The sequence below is a fragment of the Paenibacillus sp. Root52 genome, from assembly GCF_001426865.1.
In the GTDB taxonomy this organism is placed as follows: Bacteria; Bacillota; Bacilli; order Paenibacillales; family Paenibacillaceae; genus Paenibacillus.
Genome location: NZ_LMFO01000023.1, coordinates 522673 through 539112, shown reverse-complemented (window position 1 = coordinate 539112; position 16440 = coordinate 522673). Strand labels below are relative to the sequence as shown.

Sequence of the window (16440 nt, the reverse complement as noted above, 5' to 3'; positions counted from 1 at the left end):
TAAGAAGTTGTAGATCGTATATTCATTTACGGAATGTTAAAGCTCCGCTACCAAGTAGTTGGGGGCGAATGGTATTCCAGATGTGCAGGCATTGTTCTTGGAGCTCCCAAGCTGCGGTGCCGAGTATACGGACGCTGATCCCACCGGCGGCCAGTAGACTGGCTCCAGCCAGCATGCGTCCATCTGGGGGGAGGGCTGAACGTATGAGCTCTAACTGTGTTGCCCCGAGATTGGGGGCGATCATCCACAATGCTGCGGTATGAGTGTAGTGAAGTAAGGCGGCAGATTGTCTAGGGTCGTTGAATGTTGGTTCTAATCCGAATCGATCCCAGACTGCAAGTTGTTGCCCTTGCCAAATTTCCGTTAAACTGCGATACGTATTGAATTGAAAAGCCTCTCCCCGGTGAATGCGTCCCGCTGACCAGATATCCGCATAGGCAAGTATACAATGTGCCTCTAGTTCAAAGGAGGCGTGAAGTGAGGAAGAACTACCTTTGAACGGGATAACGCATTCGGGAAAATACTCCAGAACCGCTCCTTGCTCCAACCGGAAGTGATGGTGGATTGAAGAGGGGAGAGATGGTGTTGGGTGAAGGCGAGTGGCTGACGTACTACTCAGCATCACGTGAGTGTCTTGGCCTAAATGCCAGTTGGAATGATAATGATCTCCATTCAGGACGCCTGGCGAGACATCGGAGGTATAAATGTAAAGTCCATCTCTGTCGCCGGGTGAACGAAAGGAACGGCTGAATCGAAGAGGGGCGCTGTAATATCGATCTGTCATGACGGTGCGCCCGCCTTGAAGGGCGAAAGTTGCCTGTAGCTCGCTGCGGCGCATCACGGCTCCTTCAATATGAATGTCCGATTCGATTGTACCTTTTGATCGTGAGGAATTAGGCTTAATGGGTGTGGGCGGAACCGTGGCCATGTGTATGTGGATGCGCAGCGGCATCGTCATCCATATATTGATGTTCAAGCCAATGAACGATCTCGGAGACACCTTCGCCACTCATTAGATTAGACATGACATAAGGACGTCCTTCACGTACTCGCTCAGTATCTTCCTGCATGACTTGTAAGCTTGCGCCGACATAAGGCGCGAGATCGGTCTTGTTGATGAGCAGTAGATCGGAACGTGTAATTCCGGGTCCTCCTTTACGAGGTAATTTCTCCCCTTGAGCAACGTCAATAATATAGATGAAAACATCTGCTAGTTCAGGGCTGAACGCCGCGGATAGATTATCCCCGCCGCTTTCGATAAAGATGAGTTGCAGGTCAGGGAAACGTTCAATTAATTCGTCAACGGCTTCGAAATTCATGGAAGCATCCTCGCGGATGGCGGTGTGAGGGCAGCCGCCTGTTTCGACACCGATAATACGTTCGGGTGCGAGTGCGTTTTGGCGTAGTAGGATCTCAGCATCCTCTTTGGTGTAAATATCATTCGTAATCACTGCGAGACTATAACGGGTACGCAGTGCCTTGGATAACTTCTCCACTAATGCGGTTTTGCCTGAACCTACGGGGCCTCCGATTCCAATCCTCATCGGACGACTCCGGTCAAACGTTTTGCGTTCCCATTCTGGGTGATGTGTATGATCTGCTCCTCCGCACATAACAATTCCTCCTTCGTTTTTCTTTCAATAATGAAAGTCTTTGAATGCCTTTGAAATCAGGACATAAACAGACGCGCGGGTAAACTTTCATGACGCATGGCGTAGATTTCTTGCGCGATCCCGAAACTATGTATGTCATCTGGATCGTCGCCGCGCACTTGGTTCCATTCAAGTTCAATGACGTCTAATAGTGTATGGATGAGCATTTGAGCTTCGGTCTGCCCGATGGGCAGAAGGCGTAATGCGCTGTTCACATAGGCGTTGACGGAAGTGTAGAGATGTCCGATGACGGCTTCGTCCAATCCGATATCCAACCTGTGATTAATGTAACCGTGAATGGTTGTGATCCCGCAAAAGGCACCATGCTCATGGATAGCGATGTCGATAAGGGAAAAGTCCATCCGTGGATAGAGTGAGCGTGCTAATTTCAGAAGTCGCTTACCCATTTTATGTCCGCTTTCCCTGAGTTCGCGTGGTGTGCGCTGGGCGTGAACCTGCTTGTCATAGAGGGCGAGAAGGGCTGCGTTCTCCTGATCCATTGCCTCGTAAACACCCTTGATCGCAAGCCCGTCGAGGCGAACAAGGTTAGCATGGAGTTGGCTACGAATGAATGCTTCGAGTTCGCTCGTTGTTCGCACGGTGCCATCATGAGTGTATGCCTCCAAGCCGAATGAATGTGAGAATCCGCCGATAGGCAGAGCAGAGTCCAAGAGTTGAACGTAACGAAGTAGCTTCGTGCCACTATGCATCATGAGAAGCTCCACCCCTTTGTCAAAACATGAAATAACGCTGAGCCATAGGTAATTCGTCTGCGGGTTCACACGTAAGGAGTATACCGTCGGCGCGCACCTCATACGTTTCGGGATCTACTTCAATGATGGGAGTCACATCGTTGTGAATCATGTCTTTCTTATTTACTGTACGGCAGCCCTTCACAGGCTCGACACGTTTGTGAAGCCCGAGTTTTTCTTTGATGCCGGTATCTGCCGCAGCTTGGGAAACGAAAGTGATGGAGCCTTTGGGCAATGCGCTGCCATAAGCGCCGAACATGGGTCTGCCAAACACGGGTTGAGGTGTTGGGATTGAAGCGTTGGGATCACCCATCTGGGCAAAAGTGATCATACCTCCCTTGATTACCATCTCGGGTTTGACGCCGAAATAGGCGGGATTCCAGAGTGTGAGATCGGCGAGTTTACCAACTTCGACGGAGCCGACGAGATGGCTGATTCCGTGAGTGATAGCTGGATTAATCGTGTACTTGGCGATATACCGCTTGATGCGATCGTTATCAGCTGGTGAATTTGGATTGATGTCCAGTTTGCCACGTTGCTTTTTCATTTTGTCTGCCGTTTGCCATGTTCGTATGATGACTTCTCCAACGCGTCCCATAGCCTGGGAGTCGGAACTGATGATGCTGAATACACCAAGATCATGCAAAATATCTTCAGCGGCGATCGTCTCGGGTCGGATTCGAGAATCTGCAAAAGCAACATCCTCAGGGATAGACGGGTCTAAATGATGGCAGACCATCAGCATATCCAAATGCTCTTCTACTGTATTTCGTGTGTAAGGTCTGGTGGGGTTAGTGGAAGAAGGGATGACATAGGATTCACCGGCTGCTCGAATAATGTCGGGTGCGTGGCCGCCGCCTGCGCCTTCTGTGTGGTAGGTGTGTATGGTACGACCGTTAATGGCTGCGAGTGTGTTCTCCAAGAATCCGGTTTCGTTCAAGGTATCAGTATGGATGGCTACCTGCACATCATGCTCGTCAGCAGCAGTCAGACAGGCATCGATTGCACTTGGGGTTGTACCCCAATCTTCATGGAGCTTGAGTCCGATGACCCCTGCTTGAATCTGTTCAATTAAAGGGGCTGTAGTGGAGCTATTTCCTTTACCGAGAAAGCCAATATTCATAGGGAAGGCTTCTGCTGATTCCAGCATGCGATGGATGTGCCAAGCTCCTGGTGTGCAAGTTGTTGCTTTTGTTCCTGTGGCAGGCCCTGTGCCGCCGCCAATCATGGTGGTAACACCAGAAGATAATGCCGTCTGAATCTGTTGTGGACAGATAAAATGAATATGGGTATCGATCCCGCCTGTAGTTACGATCATTCCTTCGCCAGCAATGATTTCCGTGGAAGCGCCTATAATGAGTGAGGGATCGACACCGTCCATCGTATCGGGGTTGCCGGATTTTCCTATGGCGCAGATGAGTCCATCGCGGATGCCGATATCGGCTTTGACGATCCCCCAATGATCAATGATGATTGCGTTGGTGATTACAGTATCAGGGGTGCCATCACTACGAAGGGCAGATGCGGATTGACCCATGCCGTCGCGGATGACTTTGCCACCGCCGAACTTGCTCTCGTCTCCGTAGATGGCATAATCGTGTTCGATCTCAGCCCAAAGTTCTGTGTCTGCTAGTCGAACAGCATCGCCGGTGGTAGGTCCGAACATAGAGGCGTATTGCTCGCGGCTCATTGATTTCATGCAGAATCACTCCCATCCTGCTTCAGTGGGGCGAAAGTGTTCAAGAACGTGTCTAGCTTCTGAGAGTCGGGAGGGTGGTCTATGGCACCTTCGGTTAAACCGTTAAAACCATAGATTTGTCGTTTGCCGCCAAATGTCGTAAGCTCGATGGGTTTCTCTTCACCAGGCTCAAACCGAACAGCAGTACCTGCTGGGATATGGAGGCGATGTCCATAAGCCGTTATGCGATCGAATTCCAATGCGGCATTAACCTCGTAGAAATGCACGTGGGAACCGACTTGTACGGGACGATCCCCGCGGTTCAAGACAAGTAATCGCACTGTTGGGCGATTGGGGTGACAGATGATTTCGTCCTGCTTCAAACGATATTCACCAGGGATCATGACGTTCTCCTGCCTTTCTTAGCGTATGGGCTCGTGTACGGTAACGAGCTTTGTGCCATCGGGAAAAGTAGCTTCTACCTGTACCTCGGGAATCATATCGGGTACACCTTCCATGCAGTCCTCACGTTTCAAAAGGGTACCCCCGTATCGCATTAATTCTGCAACACTCATTCCGTCACGCGCGCGCTCCATGAGTTCAGAGGTCAGTAGGGCGATAGCTTCGGGAACATTTAACTTAAGTCCTCGGCCTTTGCGTTCTCGGGCGAGGTTGGCGGCTACGGTAACCAGGAGTTTTTCTTTTTCCTGCTCAGTCCAGTGCAATGTAATCCGACCTTTCCCATATGAAGTCAGTCTTGATCTCTTTTGAAGACGAACGAAAGAAGGTTCATCTGATATAGAATATTATGTTAAATATACTCACACAGGGTAGGTTCGTTGTCAATGGGATTTGAATAATATTGGCATTTTATATCCGTTATAATCGGTTGATGTGTTATGTATATTGACATTTAAGTTTGGTGCTTCTTTGAATACCGCATTACCAGGGGCTGGGATGTTTGGGTTGGTTGGTGTATTAACAATATGACATGAAAAAGGTGGAAGGTTGGGGATGAGAATAAGGGAGGAGTGGGTGCTTGAGGGGTTGAAGCGTACTCTTCGGGATAGAATCGTCCGAAGGCATTCAGCCTTCGGCGCTAACAGGTTAGAGTTCATCTATCACTACCCGAGAATACCGGAATATTGTGGGTACAGTCTGCGGATGCAATCTGGGCAAATGTCATGGGTGAACTCGGCATGGGTGTGCTTTCTGAGATAACTCTCGACGGAGTTCCATGTATCCTGTTCATCCTTAATTTGTTTGCATACGGCACATATAGGAAGGAGTCCGCGTAGTGTACGTACCTCAGATAATGCTTGTTGAAGTTGCTGCTCGGCTTGTTTCTGTTCTGTGACATCGGTGTGGGCGATTAAGGCGAGTTCAGAACTACATGGTGACTCTGTTGTTGGCAAGGGAGTGAGTTCTAAGCGGAACCACCTCTGTTTCGAATTGGGGAGGCGTATCGCGATGTCGTATGTATGGTTGCTGTCAAAAGGTGTTCGAATCTTTTTAAGTCGCTGGATGGTCTTATTGCTCTGATGATCTCGCTCAGGTGACGTCCATACCTCTAGTAGATTGAGGTAAGGCAGTGTGCCGGATTCGGAATAAAAGAACGCTGGTAAGTGTGTAAAGTTGTGCGTTTGGCCAAGTCCTTGTCGCCAAGCGTTGTTGCAGCTACGAATGATCCAGTTGTTATCTACGATAATGAGTTGGTGGCGCATAAATTGATAAGATAGTTTCTCTAGATCGGTTGTTAAGTACCGCATTGGTCGAAACCCTCCTTGTGGTCAGTTGGCGAATGAGACAGGGTGCTCTGCTAACGGAGATCGTCTGGAATTTGTAAAATATCTGCGACCTGATTCCGGAATCGGGTAGCCTTGCGTGTGCCGTGAATTAGGTTGGATAGACGGTATGGTGGGATGTCGTGTTGTTCGCAAAAGGTCTTCTGATCCATCTGGAGTTCGGTTAAACGGCGTTTGATGGCCCATCCGAATGGGGTCACGGGTTTCTTTTTGTTCAAAAGGGTTCACCCCTAGGTTAAAAGTAGTATTCAGTCGCTCCTACTTCGGGTAGAATGTAGGGAGATGCGCGCTGTATATTTCATTATATACGTTATTACGTCATGTAACAATTAAAAAAAGACGGAAATAAGTGTATTTTATGATTTAAAATGACGTAAATTCGCAAATTCATCCATAAATGAATAACAACAAAAACACGCCAACAAAGGAGTTGTGGCGTGTTTTTGTTCAATTGGAGAGGTATGTGTTGCGGGAGGGCTCGTGGCACGCAGTTATGCTTTGAATGCATGTAACCCTGCACCAAGCATGTGGAAGCTTGGGAATAGTGACTTCATAGACGTCGCTGTTGCTTGTGCTGGTTCATCCGCAACGGAGGCGCTGATGGTATTCCATTCATGCTCCAGGTCTGTGGTTAGGTGAACCAGCAGTTCCTGTATGCTTTGACGATCGAGGGAGATGGCTTTCGAGGCTTCCGTTATGCATGCGTTTGAGGCTGAGTGGAGATAACCGAGAACTGCCTCCTCGACGGGGATATCGAGGTAGTGGTTAATCCAGGCGTGAACAGTGGATAGGCATCCAACTGAATTATAGGTGGACAGGGTGTGCTCGAGTTTTCTGAAGTCGATCCAGGGATGGAGGGCTTGAGCGAGCTTGATTAACCGTTTGCCCATAGCGGAGGAGTGTTCCCTGAGATCTGGAGGGGTTCGCTGGACGTGAACTAGTTTGTCAATAAGAGCTGTTCGCCATGTGTCCTTCTGATCCGCTGCGCTGTAGATTCCCTTAATCGCCATTCCTTCCAGGCGCACAATGCTCGGATGTAATTGACAACGCATGAATGATTCCAAGTCTGCTACGTTACGGATTGAACCTTCTGCTATAAGTGCATCCATGCCGAATGAATGAGTGAACCCTCCGACTTGAATGGAGGAATCAAGCAGTTTGACATAATCGAGCAGCTTATTCCCACGGTTCACGATCTTTCGCCTCCTACGTTCGTTAAATGTTATTATATATAACATTTTATTTCGTTTTGGTGCTGTTTATGAGTTTGAGTCCGAATTATATGATATATATAATCACATAATTATCCGCTTTTTGTCAATTAAATCTTGTTAATTTTGCACTAATCTCCTTATGTGTTAGATATAATTACTCAATAAGTCATGTTTTTGGGTGTGTGGTGATAATCTTGTCATTGAAAGAGAAATAGTAAATGTAATATTAGTGGTTATTCCATTGGATTGCTCATTGAAGCTTATTAAGGGTAAAGGAACTACAAAAATAGGTCGAACTCAAGGATATGCAACTGCTGTGGAAATATGACGATTCATGCAGTTAGAGGGGGAATTATCGTATGAAACAGTTGAATTTAAAAAGTGCTTTACTTTTATAATGAAACCCGGTATAATCAATTTTGTTGCCGATAATTTACGACATGCGGTCGTGGTGGAATGGCAGACACGCTATCTTGAGGGGGTAGTGGGCGTATGCCCGTGGAGGTTCGAGTCCTCTCGACCGCATCATAATGCAAGACAGAAGAAGCTTCCGAACTCGGAAGCTTCTTTTTTGTTTCTAACGTTTTTATTTTATTCTAACTTCATTAAGCCTGACCGATTTGAAATAAACGTATGATTTCACCATCAATAAGCTCTCTACTTACTTGCATGAATCCTAACGATTCATATAACGTCCCGGCGATCTGATTGTCTGGCCGATGTCCAATCATAATCCTTGTACCATTAGAATTACCTTTACTCATAAGCTGAATCAACGTTTTTAATGCTGCTTTACCATACCCTTTACCTTGGTGCTTCTCGTCAATCATTAGTGCTGGAATCCAATAGTTGTTATCTGGGTCTGGCTTTGTACAAAATACGAGAAAGCCAACAAGAAGACTTTCTGAATAAATAGCACGTAATTCGAAATCGCTAGCATATTTAGATTCCGCAATCCAATAAACGACAGATGCAGGAAATAGGGCAAGCTGTTCTGGTTTAACTTTAAGCTGAGTACATGCATACCAATTTTCAATAGTGACAGGTTGTAAATCGATGTTCATCCTTAGTTCCTCCCGAATTTCGAATTCGCAGAGGATCTCGTCCTCTACGATGATCTTGAACCCTTTCTCCGAACCATTGCAGTAAGTACTTTTTTCATACCACATCACTCCTCTCAACAGAACGCTCTAATGTATATCATAAGCTCTTATGCCAAAATAAGCTCTTGAGTGCAAAAAAAAAGCCACCGACTAGAGAATTCCTGCTTAACGCTGGGGTCTCCGGTTAGATGGCTGTTATATGTTCAATTTATTTCAATAATTTCTCGATGTCAGCTTCAATCTGATCAGGAGTTGTCTTAGGTGCGTAACGCTTTACGACACGTCCGTCTTGATCCACTAGGAATTTAGTGAAATTCCATTTGATTGCTTTGGAGCCGAGCAGGCCTGGAGCCTCTTTGGTGAGATGCTGGAACAGGGGGTGAGCGTTCGATCCGTTGACATCGATCTTCTCGAACATAGGGAAGCTTACACCATAGTTCATTTGGCAGAACTCAGCAATATCATCGGATGAGCCTTTTTCTTGTGCAAACTGATTGCTCGGAAATCCGAGGACTTCAAAATTGCGATCTTTGAATTTATTGTACAGCTCTTGCAGCCCTTCGAATTGTGGTGTCAATCCACACTTACTAGCTGTATTCACAATAAGCAGTACTTTGTTCCGGTATTGAGACATTTCTTGTTCTTGGCCTCGAAGCGTATTAACTTTGTATTCATAAACGGTCATAAAAATCGCCTCCTATATCGAATGGATTAATCCTATTTTGTATATATCTATTATATTGGTTACAATTAAATAATGCAAAACTAATATTGGGTAATTATAGTTTTAGCGCTTTTTGAGCTTGAATTGGTCTTCATATGAACGAATAGGTAGAAGATTTTTGTGATCACGAGAATTAGAGAGCTTCGGAGAGATGGATGAAGCAAAAATATGTTGTAAGCGATATCATTGGGTTGAAACGGCATAAATCCGTCGATTCGGTGATCTATGTACACTTTACATCAACATGACCTCGGTGTATGATTCATATCGTAATTTCTAATTTATTTCTATTGTACATGAAAAAACGAAACAAACGATAATATCGATCTAATCAGTAATGATGTAAGAACGATGTTTTAATCGCTGAGTTTCCATTCATTCATGGGTGGAAAACGGGGGAACCAACAGGATGCGCTGTTCTAGGACGGTATGGATCCATGGGGTGAATTTTCCGGTAACAGCCGGAAATAGGGCGACTCTCGCGCCCGAATCCGTCAGCTAACCTCGTAAGCGTTAAAGGGAGAGGCAACAAGCCGTACGCTGGTTCATGGTGTTTTTGCCATGGATTCTTTAAGAAGCGTCCGGGAGGCCTTGGTCCCCCACGCTTCTTTTTTGTTGTCTTTTCACGCTAAGGGAGGAACGAATGATGGATAATGAGATGATTTTAGTAACTGCTCCGAACGAAGCGGGGCGCAAATTTATCAAACTGTTGATGTACAAAAAAATGCCGTTTGCCGTTCTGACTAACAGTGCAGGGGAAGAGCGGAAACTCCGGAAGTTCGGGGTAGAACATGTCATTCGCATGAACACGGCTGCGGCAGAGAAATGGTTTTTACCTCAGAGTAGTGTAGGAAATGTTTTTATTTTTGAGAATAGTCTGAACTTGACCTGCCGTTATTTGCAGATCTGTCGTTCGTGGACATCTAAGTCATTGTGTGTGATTACAGAACAGAGCCATCCAAAAGGAATTTATCGAGGCATGGGTGCCGATCGGATTGTCTATTCATTAAACGGAGAAGTGGGCTTCCTGCTTAACGGTTGATGCTGCAACCGATGATTGCTCCCTTGTCAGGTGCCTGATATAATTGAACCAATAGATCATGAAACTTATGAACAAAGGGTAAACGGAATTTTGAGGAGACTCATGCATGAAGTGGGTCTTCTTTTTTTATTGTTCAGGGGATGCAGCAAGATAAGGAGGAATAGATGTGCCGGATGTACGTGGGTTAAAATGGTTGTTCTTCGATGTAGGAGATACGCTAGTGGACGAATGGGAGCCTGTAGACGATATTATCGGTCAGTTCGTGAGAGAAGCCTGTGCGCTTGGATATCCGGTGCAGATCGAGACTGTACGGGAGATATTTGTCACCTGTTACCGAAACTACGAGGCGTGGCCAATGAAAGTGGCGATACGTACGTTGATTAGCGATGAACAGCATAGAGAACAGATTCAGGCTAAACTGAAGTTTCGCAAAGAGCTTGAGCAACCCTATGCGTGTGCTGGTTCAGTGCTGAAATCACTGTCACGATATTATCGAATTGGCATCATTGCTAATCAGAGTCCGGGTACGGAGGAACGGTTAGAACGTTACGGTTTGCGTAAGTATGTGAATGTACTTGCCTGTTCTGCTGAAGAAGGGGTGTCCAAGCCTGATCGTGAACTGTATGCAGTGGCATTGAAGCAGGCGGGATGTAAGGCTGAGGAAGCAGTTATGATCGGAGATCGCATCGATAATGACATCGTTCCGGCGAAGAAGCTTGGAATGCGAACGATACGCATTTTACAGGGGTATGGACGGTTCCAGCCTGAGCTTGAAGATCAGGATCACCCGGATTGGACAATTGATAATCTAGAGCAGCTTCTTCCTTTGCTTTTACCAGATCAAGACTAGGAGATATATACTCCAAAATAAAATTTGTAGCTGATGACCCTACTGGAGCATATCGTTCTGGAAAAGGTTTAAAAAAGAGCCGACCCATTTCAAGTGAACATTTCACTTGGATGAGTCGGCTTTTTTTAGGAATTAAAACAGAGCAATGGTCTGAATAATGAGGTACACATTCAGGACAACGATGACTGCAGCAATGATCCATGACGTAATTTTCAACCACAGTTTGTTAGCGAATGCACCCATACTCTTCTTATCACTTGTAAACATGACCAGCGGAATAACCGCAAAAGGAAGTTGTAAGGAAAGTACAACTTGGCTTAGGATCAGAAGTTCCTCTGTTCCGTGCTCTCCTGCAATAGCGGTCACAATGACGGCAGGAATGATTGCAATCAGGCGAGTGACTAGACGTCGCAACCATGCAGGAATGCGAATGTTGAGGAATCCTTCCATAACAATCTGTCCGGCCACAGTGCCAGTAAGTGTCGAGTTCTGACCTGATGCCAATAGAGCAACGCCGAACAGAACACTTGCAACAGTGGTACCGAGCAGGGGTGTGAGCAGATGGTAAGCATCTGCAATCTCGGCAACCTGTGTCATACCGGCACTATGGAATACTGCCGCAGATACGATCAAGATCGCTGCGTTGATGAACAGCGCGAGTGTAAGTGCAATCGTGGAATCCATCGTTGTATAACGAATGGCTTCTTTTTTACCCTGCGGTGTCTGTTCGATCTGACGTGTCTGTACAATGGAGGAATGCAGATACAAGTTATGTGGCATGACGGTAGCTCCAATAATACCAATCGCGATGTAGAGCATAGCCGGATTCTGTAGAATTTCAGTGCTAGGTACAAAACCGTGAAGCACCCCGCCCATATCGGGTTTTGCCAAAAATAGATCAATACCGAAACAAAGGGCAATGGTCGCCATAAGCACAATTACAAGGGTTTCGAGCGCCCGGAAGCCTTTATTCTGTAACACTAAGATTAATAGTACGTCCACAGCTGTAATAATCACGCCATATAACATCGGAATGTTGAACAGTAGCTTCAAGGCAATAGCGGAACCAATAACTTCCGCGAGATCGGTGGCTGCAATGGCAAGTTCGCAGAGTACCCAGAGCATAATAACCACCGGCATACTGAAGCGTTCACGACAGGCTTGAGCTAGATCGCGTCCTGTGACGATCCCGAGCTTACCCGCGAGTGATTGCAGTACAACAGCCATCAGGTTCGAGATTAGAATAACGGACAGTAGTGTATAACCAAACTGTGAACCACCTGCGATATCTGTTGCCCAGTTGCCGGGATCCATATATCCGACAGCTACCAAGTAGCCCGGGCCAACAAAGGCGAGGAACTTTTTCCACCAAGCTGCGTTCTGAGGAACCTTCATGGAGCTGTGAGCTTCACCGAGGGAAGGAGCCATCCCAGCCGTGGATAACGATTCTCTGGAAGGAGTGTTAAATGGATTTCTTTTACTCATACAATAATCACCTGACTTTGAAATAATAATGTGACAATATGCGATATGTGATATATCTAAATTTTTATTTTTATTCTTACATTGTACTCCTTCAATAATTTTTGTCTAGTGCAACTTTTATGTACGGGCACAAAAATAAGACGATATCTTTATCAGCTCCTCTGTATATTACCCATTGATCAAAAAAATACAGCCTCTGAGCGTTATCTGCATGAAAATGAAAAAGATGTACAAGCTGAATATGAATCCAACATGCGTTTCAAAATGAGCCAGAAGTTTAAAATGAATTGTAGGCAACAAAAAAACAAAATGAAGGAGAGATTCTAATGGAAGCTTTATATACAGCAACAGCAACGGTTAAAGGTGGACGTACAGGCTCAGTAACTTCTTCGGACGGCGTACTTCAGCATGATCTGAAAATGCCTAAAGAACTGGGTGGCTCTGGCGGTGAGGGGACGAACCCTGAACAACTCTTTGCAGCCGGATATGGAGCATGTTATGAGAGTGCACTAGCTAACGTAGCGCGCAAAGCAGGTGTGAAGCTGGAGAATGTGGTTGTAACAAGTAATGTATCCATTGGTAAAGACCCTGCGGATGATGGATTCCAACTGTCTGTGCGTCTCGATGTAAGTATGCCGGGAGTGGATCATAGTCAAGCAGAGGATCTCGCTCGCAAAGCTCATGATTTCTGCCCTTACTCCAAAGCGACTCGTGGCAATATCGACGTTGTATTGAATGTAGTATAACCACTACTTATAGGAAAAGAATTGATCCATAGAAACAGATAACCTTGATATCTGTTGGCATAAGACAAGCCCTGCTGGTAATCGGCAGGGTTTTCAATTTCAGAACCTTTCTGAATAACCTCCTAATTAAATTAACGGATGGTGCAGGAGATTGTAGGGTCAGGAGCGTACTCTTTTACATAAATTATACTCTTATTTCATGTGAGCTATCCTAAAAAAAAGGGGGAACGCAAAAAATGAGTATTGAAGAGATGATCGAACGTCGGTTTGTATGTTCAAAGTGCCGAGGAACCGATTGTGATATTAAGGAAGTGTCGATGTCGGGGGCGGGGTTAAGCAAAGTATTTGATATTCAGCATAATCATTATTTGTTCATCACGTGTACTTCCTGTGGATATGTAGAGGTGTTTGACCCGGATGTGCTCAAGGGAAAAAAACAAGGACAGGTAGGGACGATTCTGGATATTTTGTTTGGAGGATAAGATCACAAAAGGTTGATTGTAGGGAAGTGTTCCGGAATATTCCAGTTCAGGCGTAGCTACTTGAGTTGACATGGGCCTAAAATTTCTTTAATATGACTTAGTACTGAGAAGTATCATTGCATGAACCAAATTTGAATTGACAGGTGATATCCATGTCTTATAGACCGAAAATTGCACAATTGCAAGTAGCTAGCCAAAACGAAAAAGACGGATTGTATGAGTTTACAGTAAAACTCGAAGATGGTACACATTGTCGTGTGTTCTACTCCCGTTCCCCAGAATGGAAGTTGACTCATATCAGTCGTCTGCAAAAAACACCTTGTCCAGTATGCCGCAAAGATTTCATTTGTAAATGTATGGATCAGTGGTCAGAAGATCTGCATCACCAAATGATCGATGAGCAATGGGTGGACAAAGGACTTGCTGAAGCAACTCAACAATAATTTCGTCTGATTTCGGGTGAATCACCCAGACAGATACGAGCGTAGGCACCGAGCCTACGCTCTTTTTCTATTGTTTTATTCCTTCATCGAAGGTGTTAGGTTTGAATTTGTACGATTTAGTGTTGCTAGATTTAGAGCACGTTCTAGTTGAACATAGTCTAAAATGGGTAAATTACTCTAGGGCGTGTCTGGAAACTCCGAAGGACGCAGATTTAACCGAATTTTCGTTCCAAGCAAGGAAGTTTTCAGCAGGCGTGCCGGGGCACGTCAAGGGAAAGTGACGCAGCAGGGGGCGAAAAGGCGGTGAAAGATGCACTTCAGCGAGTTTTGAGACACGTCCTGACAGCATCAACTTGAGGAGGCCTCTATTATGACAGCTAATGACATCGATCAGCATCAAGGACACCCCATTGTGCTCGTGGACGGCGTATGCCATTTCTGCCAGGGCATTACCAAATGGATTATTAAGCGTGATCCAGAAGGTAAATATCATTTTGCATCATTGCAGTCCGATATTGCGAAGGACTTACTGCTGAAGGGGAATCTTTCGCCAGATCAAATGGATACATTTGTACTTATTGAAGATGGCGATTACTATACGCGTTCTACGGCAGCACTTCGCTTAGCCAAAGGCCTCGCCTTCCCATACCCATTGTTATACGGGTTAATCATTGTTCCCAAATTCATACGTAATGCTGTATATAATCTGGTTGCTCGTAATCGTTATAAGTGGTTTGGTAAGGATGAGGCTTGTATGTTGCCGACACCAGAGATCAAAGAACGTTTTTTAGAAATGTAGTTTAAAAAAATTGCTTTTGATTACGAATGATGCCTCTGGGCATCATCAGCATCCAATATGGAATTCATCCGAAAATCTTTTCATGATTAATAACGGGAAAAACTGGGTAATAAATAAGGATTATATTTATTTGGGAGGAAATCAACTTGAAGAAGTGGACTACATTAATTATCGGGGCGTTATTATCGATCAGCTTGGCTGCATGCGGAAACGATACAGATAACAGTGCTGCAACGCCGCCAGCAAACAACGAATCAACCAATGAAGCAACGAACGAAGGTACAGCAACTGAACAACAGGAGACGGCAGCAATCCCTACGCTCGACGAATTAATTAACAAAACAAATGAAGCAACCAAAGCGATGAAGAGCTTTACAACAGACGCAAATATCGACCAAGTTTTGAAACTTGAGGCTGGCGAACAGTCCCAGGATCAAGAGGTTAAAACCTCGCTGAAGATGGATATCATCAAAGATCCAATGATGATCTATCAAGAGATGAAGGTCGAAATGGCTGGGCAGGAAGCACAGAATGTGAAGCAATATATTACTTCGGATAATATCTATTCACAAGTTGGCGATCAGTGGGTTACGATTCCTGAAGATCAAACCAAGGAACTGATCGAGCAGATGCAAGCTAGTATGAATCCGGAAGCGGAACTGGAGCAATTCAAAAAAATCGCTGAAGATACGAAGATTACAGAAGAGGGCGACAATTATGTGATCAACGCTGACGTATCGGGCGATAATGTGAAAGAATTAGCCAAATCCGTCATGGAACAAAATGGATCAGATGCTCAGACTCAAGCGATGCTGGAGCAAATGAACATTACGAGCATGAAGATGAAGTATATGGTTAACAAAGAGACATATCTGCCTGCAGCTACCGATGTAACTATGGTGATGGAGATGGAGCAGAATGGACAAAAAGTAACCATGGATATGAAGATGAACTCAACCTTCTCCAATCATGACCAAGTAGAAGAGATCAAGGTTCCACAAGAAGCATTAGATAGCGCGAAGTAAGCTAGCTAGATGCGAATTGGTGAGTAACCGTTATCTCTGAACTACACGGTTATACATCAAAGGCATGTCTTAACACAGTTCGGTGTGTAAACATTATGTTTGCACTCATCTGTGCAAGGCATGCTTTTTGTTTATGTCCATCTTTCCTGGTCATGGATTAGGAATGTATAGTAGAATTTATGTAAACGTTTAACGTGAAATAGCTTGGACAGTATCTTAAGAGAGGGGATTCAGAAATGATTCAATATGCACATTTACATCATGTCAGTCTGGCTGTACGTGATCTGGAGATTGCGAAGCAATTCTACTCTGGACTGCTACAGATGCAGGAGATTGAACGTCCGCCTTTTCGCTCTACAGGTATATGGTACGCCATTGGAAGTCAGCAGCTGCATTTGCTCCAGCATCCAGAAGGGCATACGCTGCGTGAAGCGGGGATTGATACGACGGATGGGCATTTTGCCATCTGGGTTACAAGCTATCAGGAAACCATAGACTGGCTCACGAAGCAAGGCATTGAATACGAAGCGAGACCGGATAGTGTGGCTGGCTTTGCACAGATTTTTGTGCTTGATCCGGATCGTAACATTATTGAATTTGGCGCGTTGTATAATTCCTAATATGGATCATCGGATAGATG

At 45.3% G+C, this 16440-nt stretch carries 20 protein-coding genes, 1 tRNA gene and 1 riboswitch; of the genes, 9 read left to right on the top strand and 12 right to left on the bottom strand.

The features are described 5' to 3' along the window. Positions 1-22: 22 nt before the first annotated feature. From ASD24_RS20295 to ASD24_RS20255, 9 genes are all read right to left on the bottom strand, one after another. A complete protein-coding gene (locus ASD24_RS20295; protein WP_235540706.1) occupies positions 23-928 on the bottom strand; it encodes an urease accessory protein UreD in 906 nt (301 codons plus the stop codon). After that, positions 900-1613 carry an urease accessory protein UreG gene (gene ureG, locus ASD24_RS20290; protein ID WP_056699622.1) on the bottom strand — a complete coding sequence of 238 codons (714 nt, stop codon included), beginning with the start codon at positions 1611-1613 and terminating at the stop codon, positions 900-902. The genes ASD24_RS20295 and ureG overlap by 29 nt, the downstream gene beginning before the upstream one ends. 56 nt (positions 1614-1669) lie before the next feature. Further along, on the bottom strand, positions 1670-2467 hold the full coding sequence (locus tag ASD24_RS20285; protein WP_082560478.1) for an urease accessory protein UreF: 798 nt from the start codon (positions 2465-2467) through the stop codon (positions 1670-1672). After that, positions 2385-4103 carry an urease subunit alpha gene (ureC, locus tag ASD24_RS20280; RefSeq protein WP_056699616.1) on the bottom strand — a complete coding sequence of 573 codons (1719 nt, stop codon included), beginning with the start codon at positions 4101-4103 and terminating at the stop codon, positions 2385-2387. Before ureC ends, ASD24_RS20285 begins: the two co-directional genes overlap by 83 nt. Beyond that, a complete protein-coding gene (locus ASD24_RS20275; RefSeq protein WP_056699614.1) occupies positions 4100-4486 on the bottom strand; it encodes an urease subunit beta in 387 nt (128 codons plus the stop codon). The genes ureC and ASD24_RS20275 overlap by 4 nt, the downstream gene beginning before the upstream one ends. Positions 4487-4504: 18 nt before the next feature. Beyond that, positions 4505-4807: an urease subunit gamma gene (locus tag ASD24_RS20270; RefSeq protein ID WP_056699610.1), complete on the bottom strand. Its 303-nt coding sequence runs from the start codon at positions 4805-4807 to the stop codon at positions 4505-4507. Positions 4808-5206: 399 nt separating this feature from the next. Further along, positions 5207-5851 carry a hypothetical protein gene (locus ASD24_RS20265; protein ID WP_056699607.1) on the bottom strand — a complete coding sequence of 215 codons (645 nt, stop codon included), beginning with the start codon at positions 5849-5851 and terminating at the stop codon, positions 5207-5209. Positions 5852-5901: 50 nt separating this feature from the next. Beyond that, complete coding sequence (locus ASD24_RS31100; protein ID WP_056699605.1) at positions 5902-6105, bottom strand: hypothetical protein; 204 nt, start codon at positions 6103-6105, stop codon at positions 5902-5904. Between the two features lie 273 nt (positions 6106-6378). Then, complete coding sequence (locus ASD24_RS20255; RefSeq protein WP_056699602.1) at positions 6379-7080, bottom strand: urease accessory protein UreF; 702 nt, start codon at positions 7078-7080, stop codon at positions 6379-6381. Between the two features lie 463 nt (positions 7081-7543). Here ASD24_RS20255 and ASD24_RS20250 point away from each other — a divergent pair. After that, positions 7544-7626, top strand: a tRNA-Leu gene (locus tag ASD24_RS20250). Between the two features lie 80 nt (positions 7627-7706). Here ASD24_RS20250 and ASD24_RS20245 read toward each other — a convergent pair. Then, positions 7707-8165, bottom strand: coding sequence for a GNAT family N-acetyltransferase (locus ASD24_RS20245; RefSeq protein WP_156395502.1), 459 nt, complete (start codon positions 8163-8165; stop codon positions 7707-7709). Positions 8166-8412: 247 nt separating this feature from the next. Continuing rightward, positions 8413-8889: a glutathione peroxidase gene (locus tag ASD24_RS20240; RefSeq protein WP_056699599.1), complete on the bottom strand. Its 477-nt coding sequence runs from the start codon at positions 8887-8889 to the stop codon at positions 8413-8415. 390 nt (positions 8890-9279) lie between these two features. Further along, a riboswitch (cyclic di-AMP (ydaO/yuaA leader) is annotated at positions 9280-9456 on the top strand. Positions 9457-9571: 115 nt separating this feature from the next. Between ASD24_RS20240 and ASD24_RS20235 the strand changes: the two genes are divergently transcribed. Next, positions 9572-9970, top strand: coding sequence for a hypothetical protein (locus tag ASD24_RS20235; protein WP_235540704.1), 399 nt, complete (start codon positions 9572-9574; stop codon positions 9968-9970). Between the two features lie 166 nt (positions 9971-10136). Next, entirely contained in the window at positions 10137-10820 is a 684-nt protein-coding gene (locus ASD24_RS20230) for an HAD family hydrolase (protein WP_056699594.1), read from the top strand. 132 nt (positions 10821-10952) lie between these two features. Here the strand turns inward: ASD24_RS20230 and ASD24_RS20225 are convergent, their stop codons facing one another. Continuing rightward, on the bottom strand, positions 10953-12248 hold the full coding sequence (locus tag ASD24_RS20225; protein ID WP_056700009.1) for an Nramp family divalent metal transporter: 1296 nt from the start codon (positions 12246-12248) through the stop codon (positions 10953-10955). A 383-nt stretch (positions 12249-12631) separates the two neighbouring features. Between ASD24_RS20225 and ASD24_RS20220 the strand changes: the two genes are divergently transcribed. The 6 genes from ASD24_RS20220 (at position 12632) to ASD24_RS20195 (ending at position 16420) form a co-directional block, all read left to right on the top strand. Then, on the top strand, positions 12632-13051 hold the full coding sequence (locus ASD24_RS20220; protein ID WP_056699592.1) for an organic hydroperoxide resistance protein: 420 nt from the start codon (positions 12632-12634) through the stop codon (positions 13049-13051). Between the two features lie 236 nt (positions 13052-13287). Then, the gene (locus ASD24_RS20215) at positions 13288-13533 is read left to right on the top strand and encodes a zinc ribbon domain-containing protein (RefSeq protein WP_056699587.1); all 246 of its coding nucleotides are present in this window, start codon (positions 13288-13290) and stop codon (positions 13531-13533) included. A 152-nt stretch (positions 13534-13685) separates the two neighbouring features. Continuing rightward, the gene (locus ASD24_RS20210; RefSeq protein WP_056699577.1) at positions 13686-13976 is read left to right on the top strand and encodes a hypothetical protein; all 291 of its coding nucleotides are present in this window, start codon (positions 13686-13688) and stop codon (positions 13974-13976) included. Between the two features lie 370 nt (positions 13977-14346). After that, the gene (locus ASD24_RS20205; RefSeq protein WP_056699568.1) at positions 14347-14775 is read left to right on the top strand and encodes a thiol-disulfide oxidoreductase DCC family protein; all 429 of its coding nucleotides are present in this window, start codon (positions 14347-14349) and stop codon (positions 14773-14775) included. 146 nt (positions 14776-14921) lie between these two features. Continuing rightward, entirely contained in the window at positions 14922-15800 is an 879-nt protein-coding gene (locus tag ASD24_RS20200) for a DUF6612 family protein (RefSeq protein WP_056699566.1), read from the top strand. A gap of 236 nt (positions 15801-16036) precedes the next feature. Further along, positions 16037-16420, top strand: a complete 384-nt coding sequence (locus tag ASD24_RS20195; RefSeq protein WP_056699563.1) for a VOC family protein — start codon at positions 16037-16039, stop codon at positions 16418-16420. Positions 16421-16440: the final 20 nt, after the last annotated feature.

Bases quoted from the DNA above. Each gene is read 5' to 3' on its own strand.
- ASD24_RS20295 (WP_235540706.1), bottom strand. From the start codon at position 928: ATGGCCACGGTTCCGCCCACACCCATTAAGCCTAATTCCTCACGATCA.
- ureG (WP_056699622.1), bottom strand. From the start codon at position 1,613: ATGTGCGGAGGAGCAGATCATACACATCACCCAGAATGGGAACGCAAA.
- ASD24_RS20285 (WP_082560478.1), bottom strand. From the start codon at position 2,467: ATGAGGTGCGCGCCGACGGTATACTCCTTACGTGTGAACCCGCAGACG.
- ureC (WP_056699616.1), bottom strand. From the start codon at position 4,103: ATGAAATCAATGAGCCGCGAGCAATACGCCTCTATGTTCGGACCTACC.
- ASD24_RS20275 (WP_056699614.1), bottom strand. From the start codon at position 4,486: ATGATCCCTGGTGAATATCGTTTGAAGCAGGACGAAATCATCTGTCAC.
- ASD24_RS20265 (WP_056699607.1), bottom strand. From the start codon at position 5,851: ATGCGGTACTTAACAACCGATCTAGAGAAACTATCTTATCAATTTATG.
- ASD24_RS20245 (WP_156395502.1), bottom strand. From the start codon at position 8,165: ATGAACATCGATTTACAACCTGTCACTATTGAAAATTGGTATGCATGT.
- ASD24_RS20240 (WP_056699599.1), bottom strand. From the start codon at position 8,889: ATGACCGTTTATGAATACAAAGTTAATACGCTTCGAGGCCAAGAACAA.
- ASD24_RS20235 (WP_235540704.1), top strand. From the start codon at position 9,572: ATGATGGATAATGAGATGATTTTAGTAACTGCTCCGAACGAAGCGGGG.
- ASD24_RS20225 (WP_056700009.1), bottom strand. From the start codon at position 12,248: ATGGCTCCTTCCCTCGGTGAAGCTCACAGCTCCATGAAGGTTCCTCAG.
- ASD24_RS20220 (WP_056699592.1), top strand. From the start codon at position 12,632: ATGGAAGCTTTATATACAGCAACAGCAACGGTTAAAGGTGGACGTACA.
- ASD24_RS20215 (WP_056699587.1), top strand. From the start codon at position 13,288: ATGAGTATTGAAGAGATGATCGAACGTCGGTTTGTATGTTCAAAGTGC.
- ASD24_RS20210 (WP_056699577.1), top strand. From the start codon at position 13,686: ATGTCTTATAGACCGAAAATTGCACAATTGCAAGTAGCTAGCCAAAAC.
- ASD24_RS20205 (WP_056699568.1), top strand. From the start codon at position 14,347: ATGACAGCTAATGACATCGATCAGCATCAAGGACACCCCATTGTGCTC.
- ASD24_RS20195 (WP_056699563.1), top strand. From the start codon at position 16,037: ATGATTCAATATGCACATTTACATCATGTCAGTCTGGCTGTACGTGAT.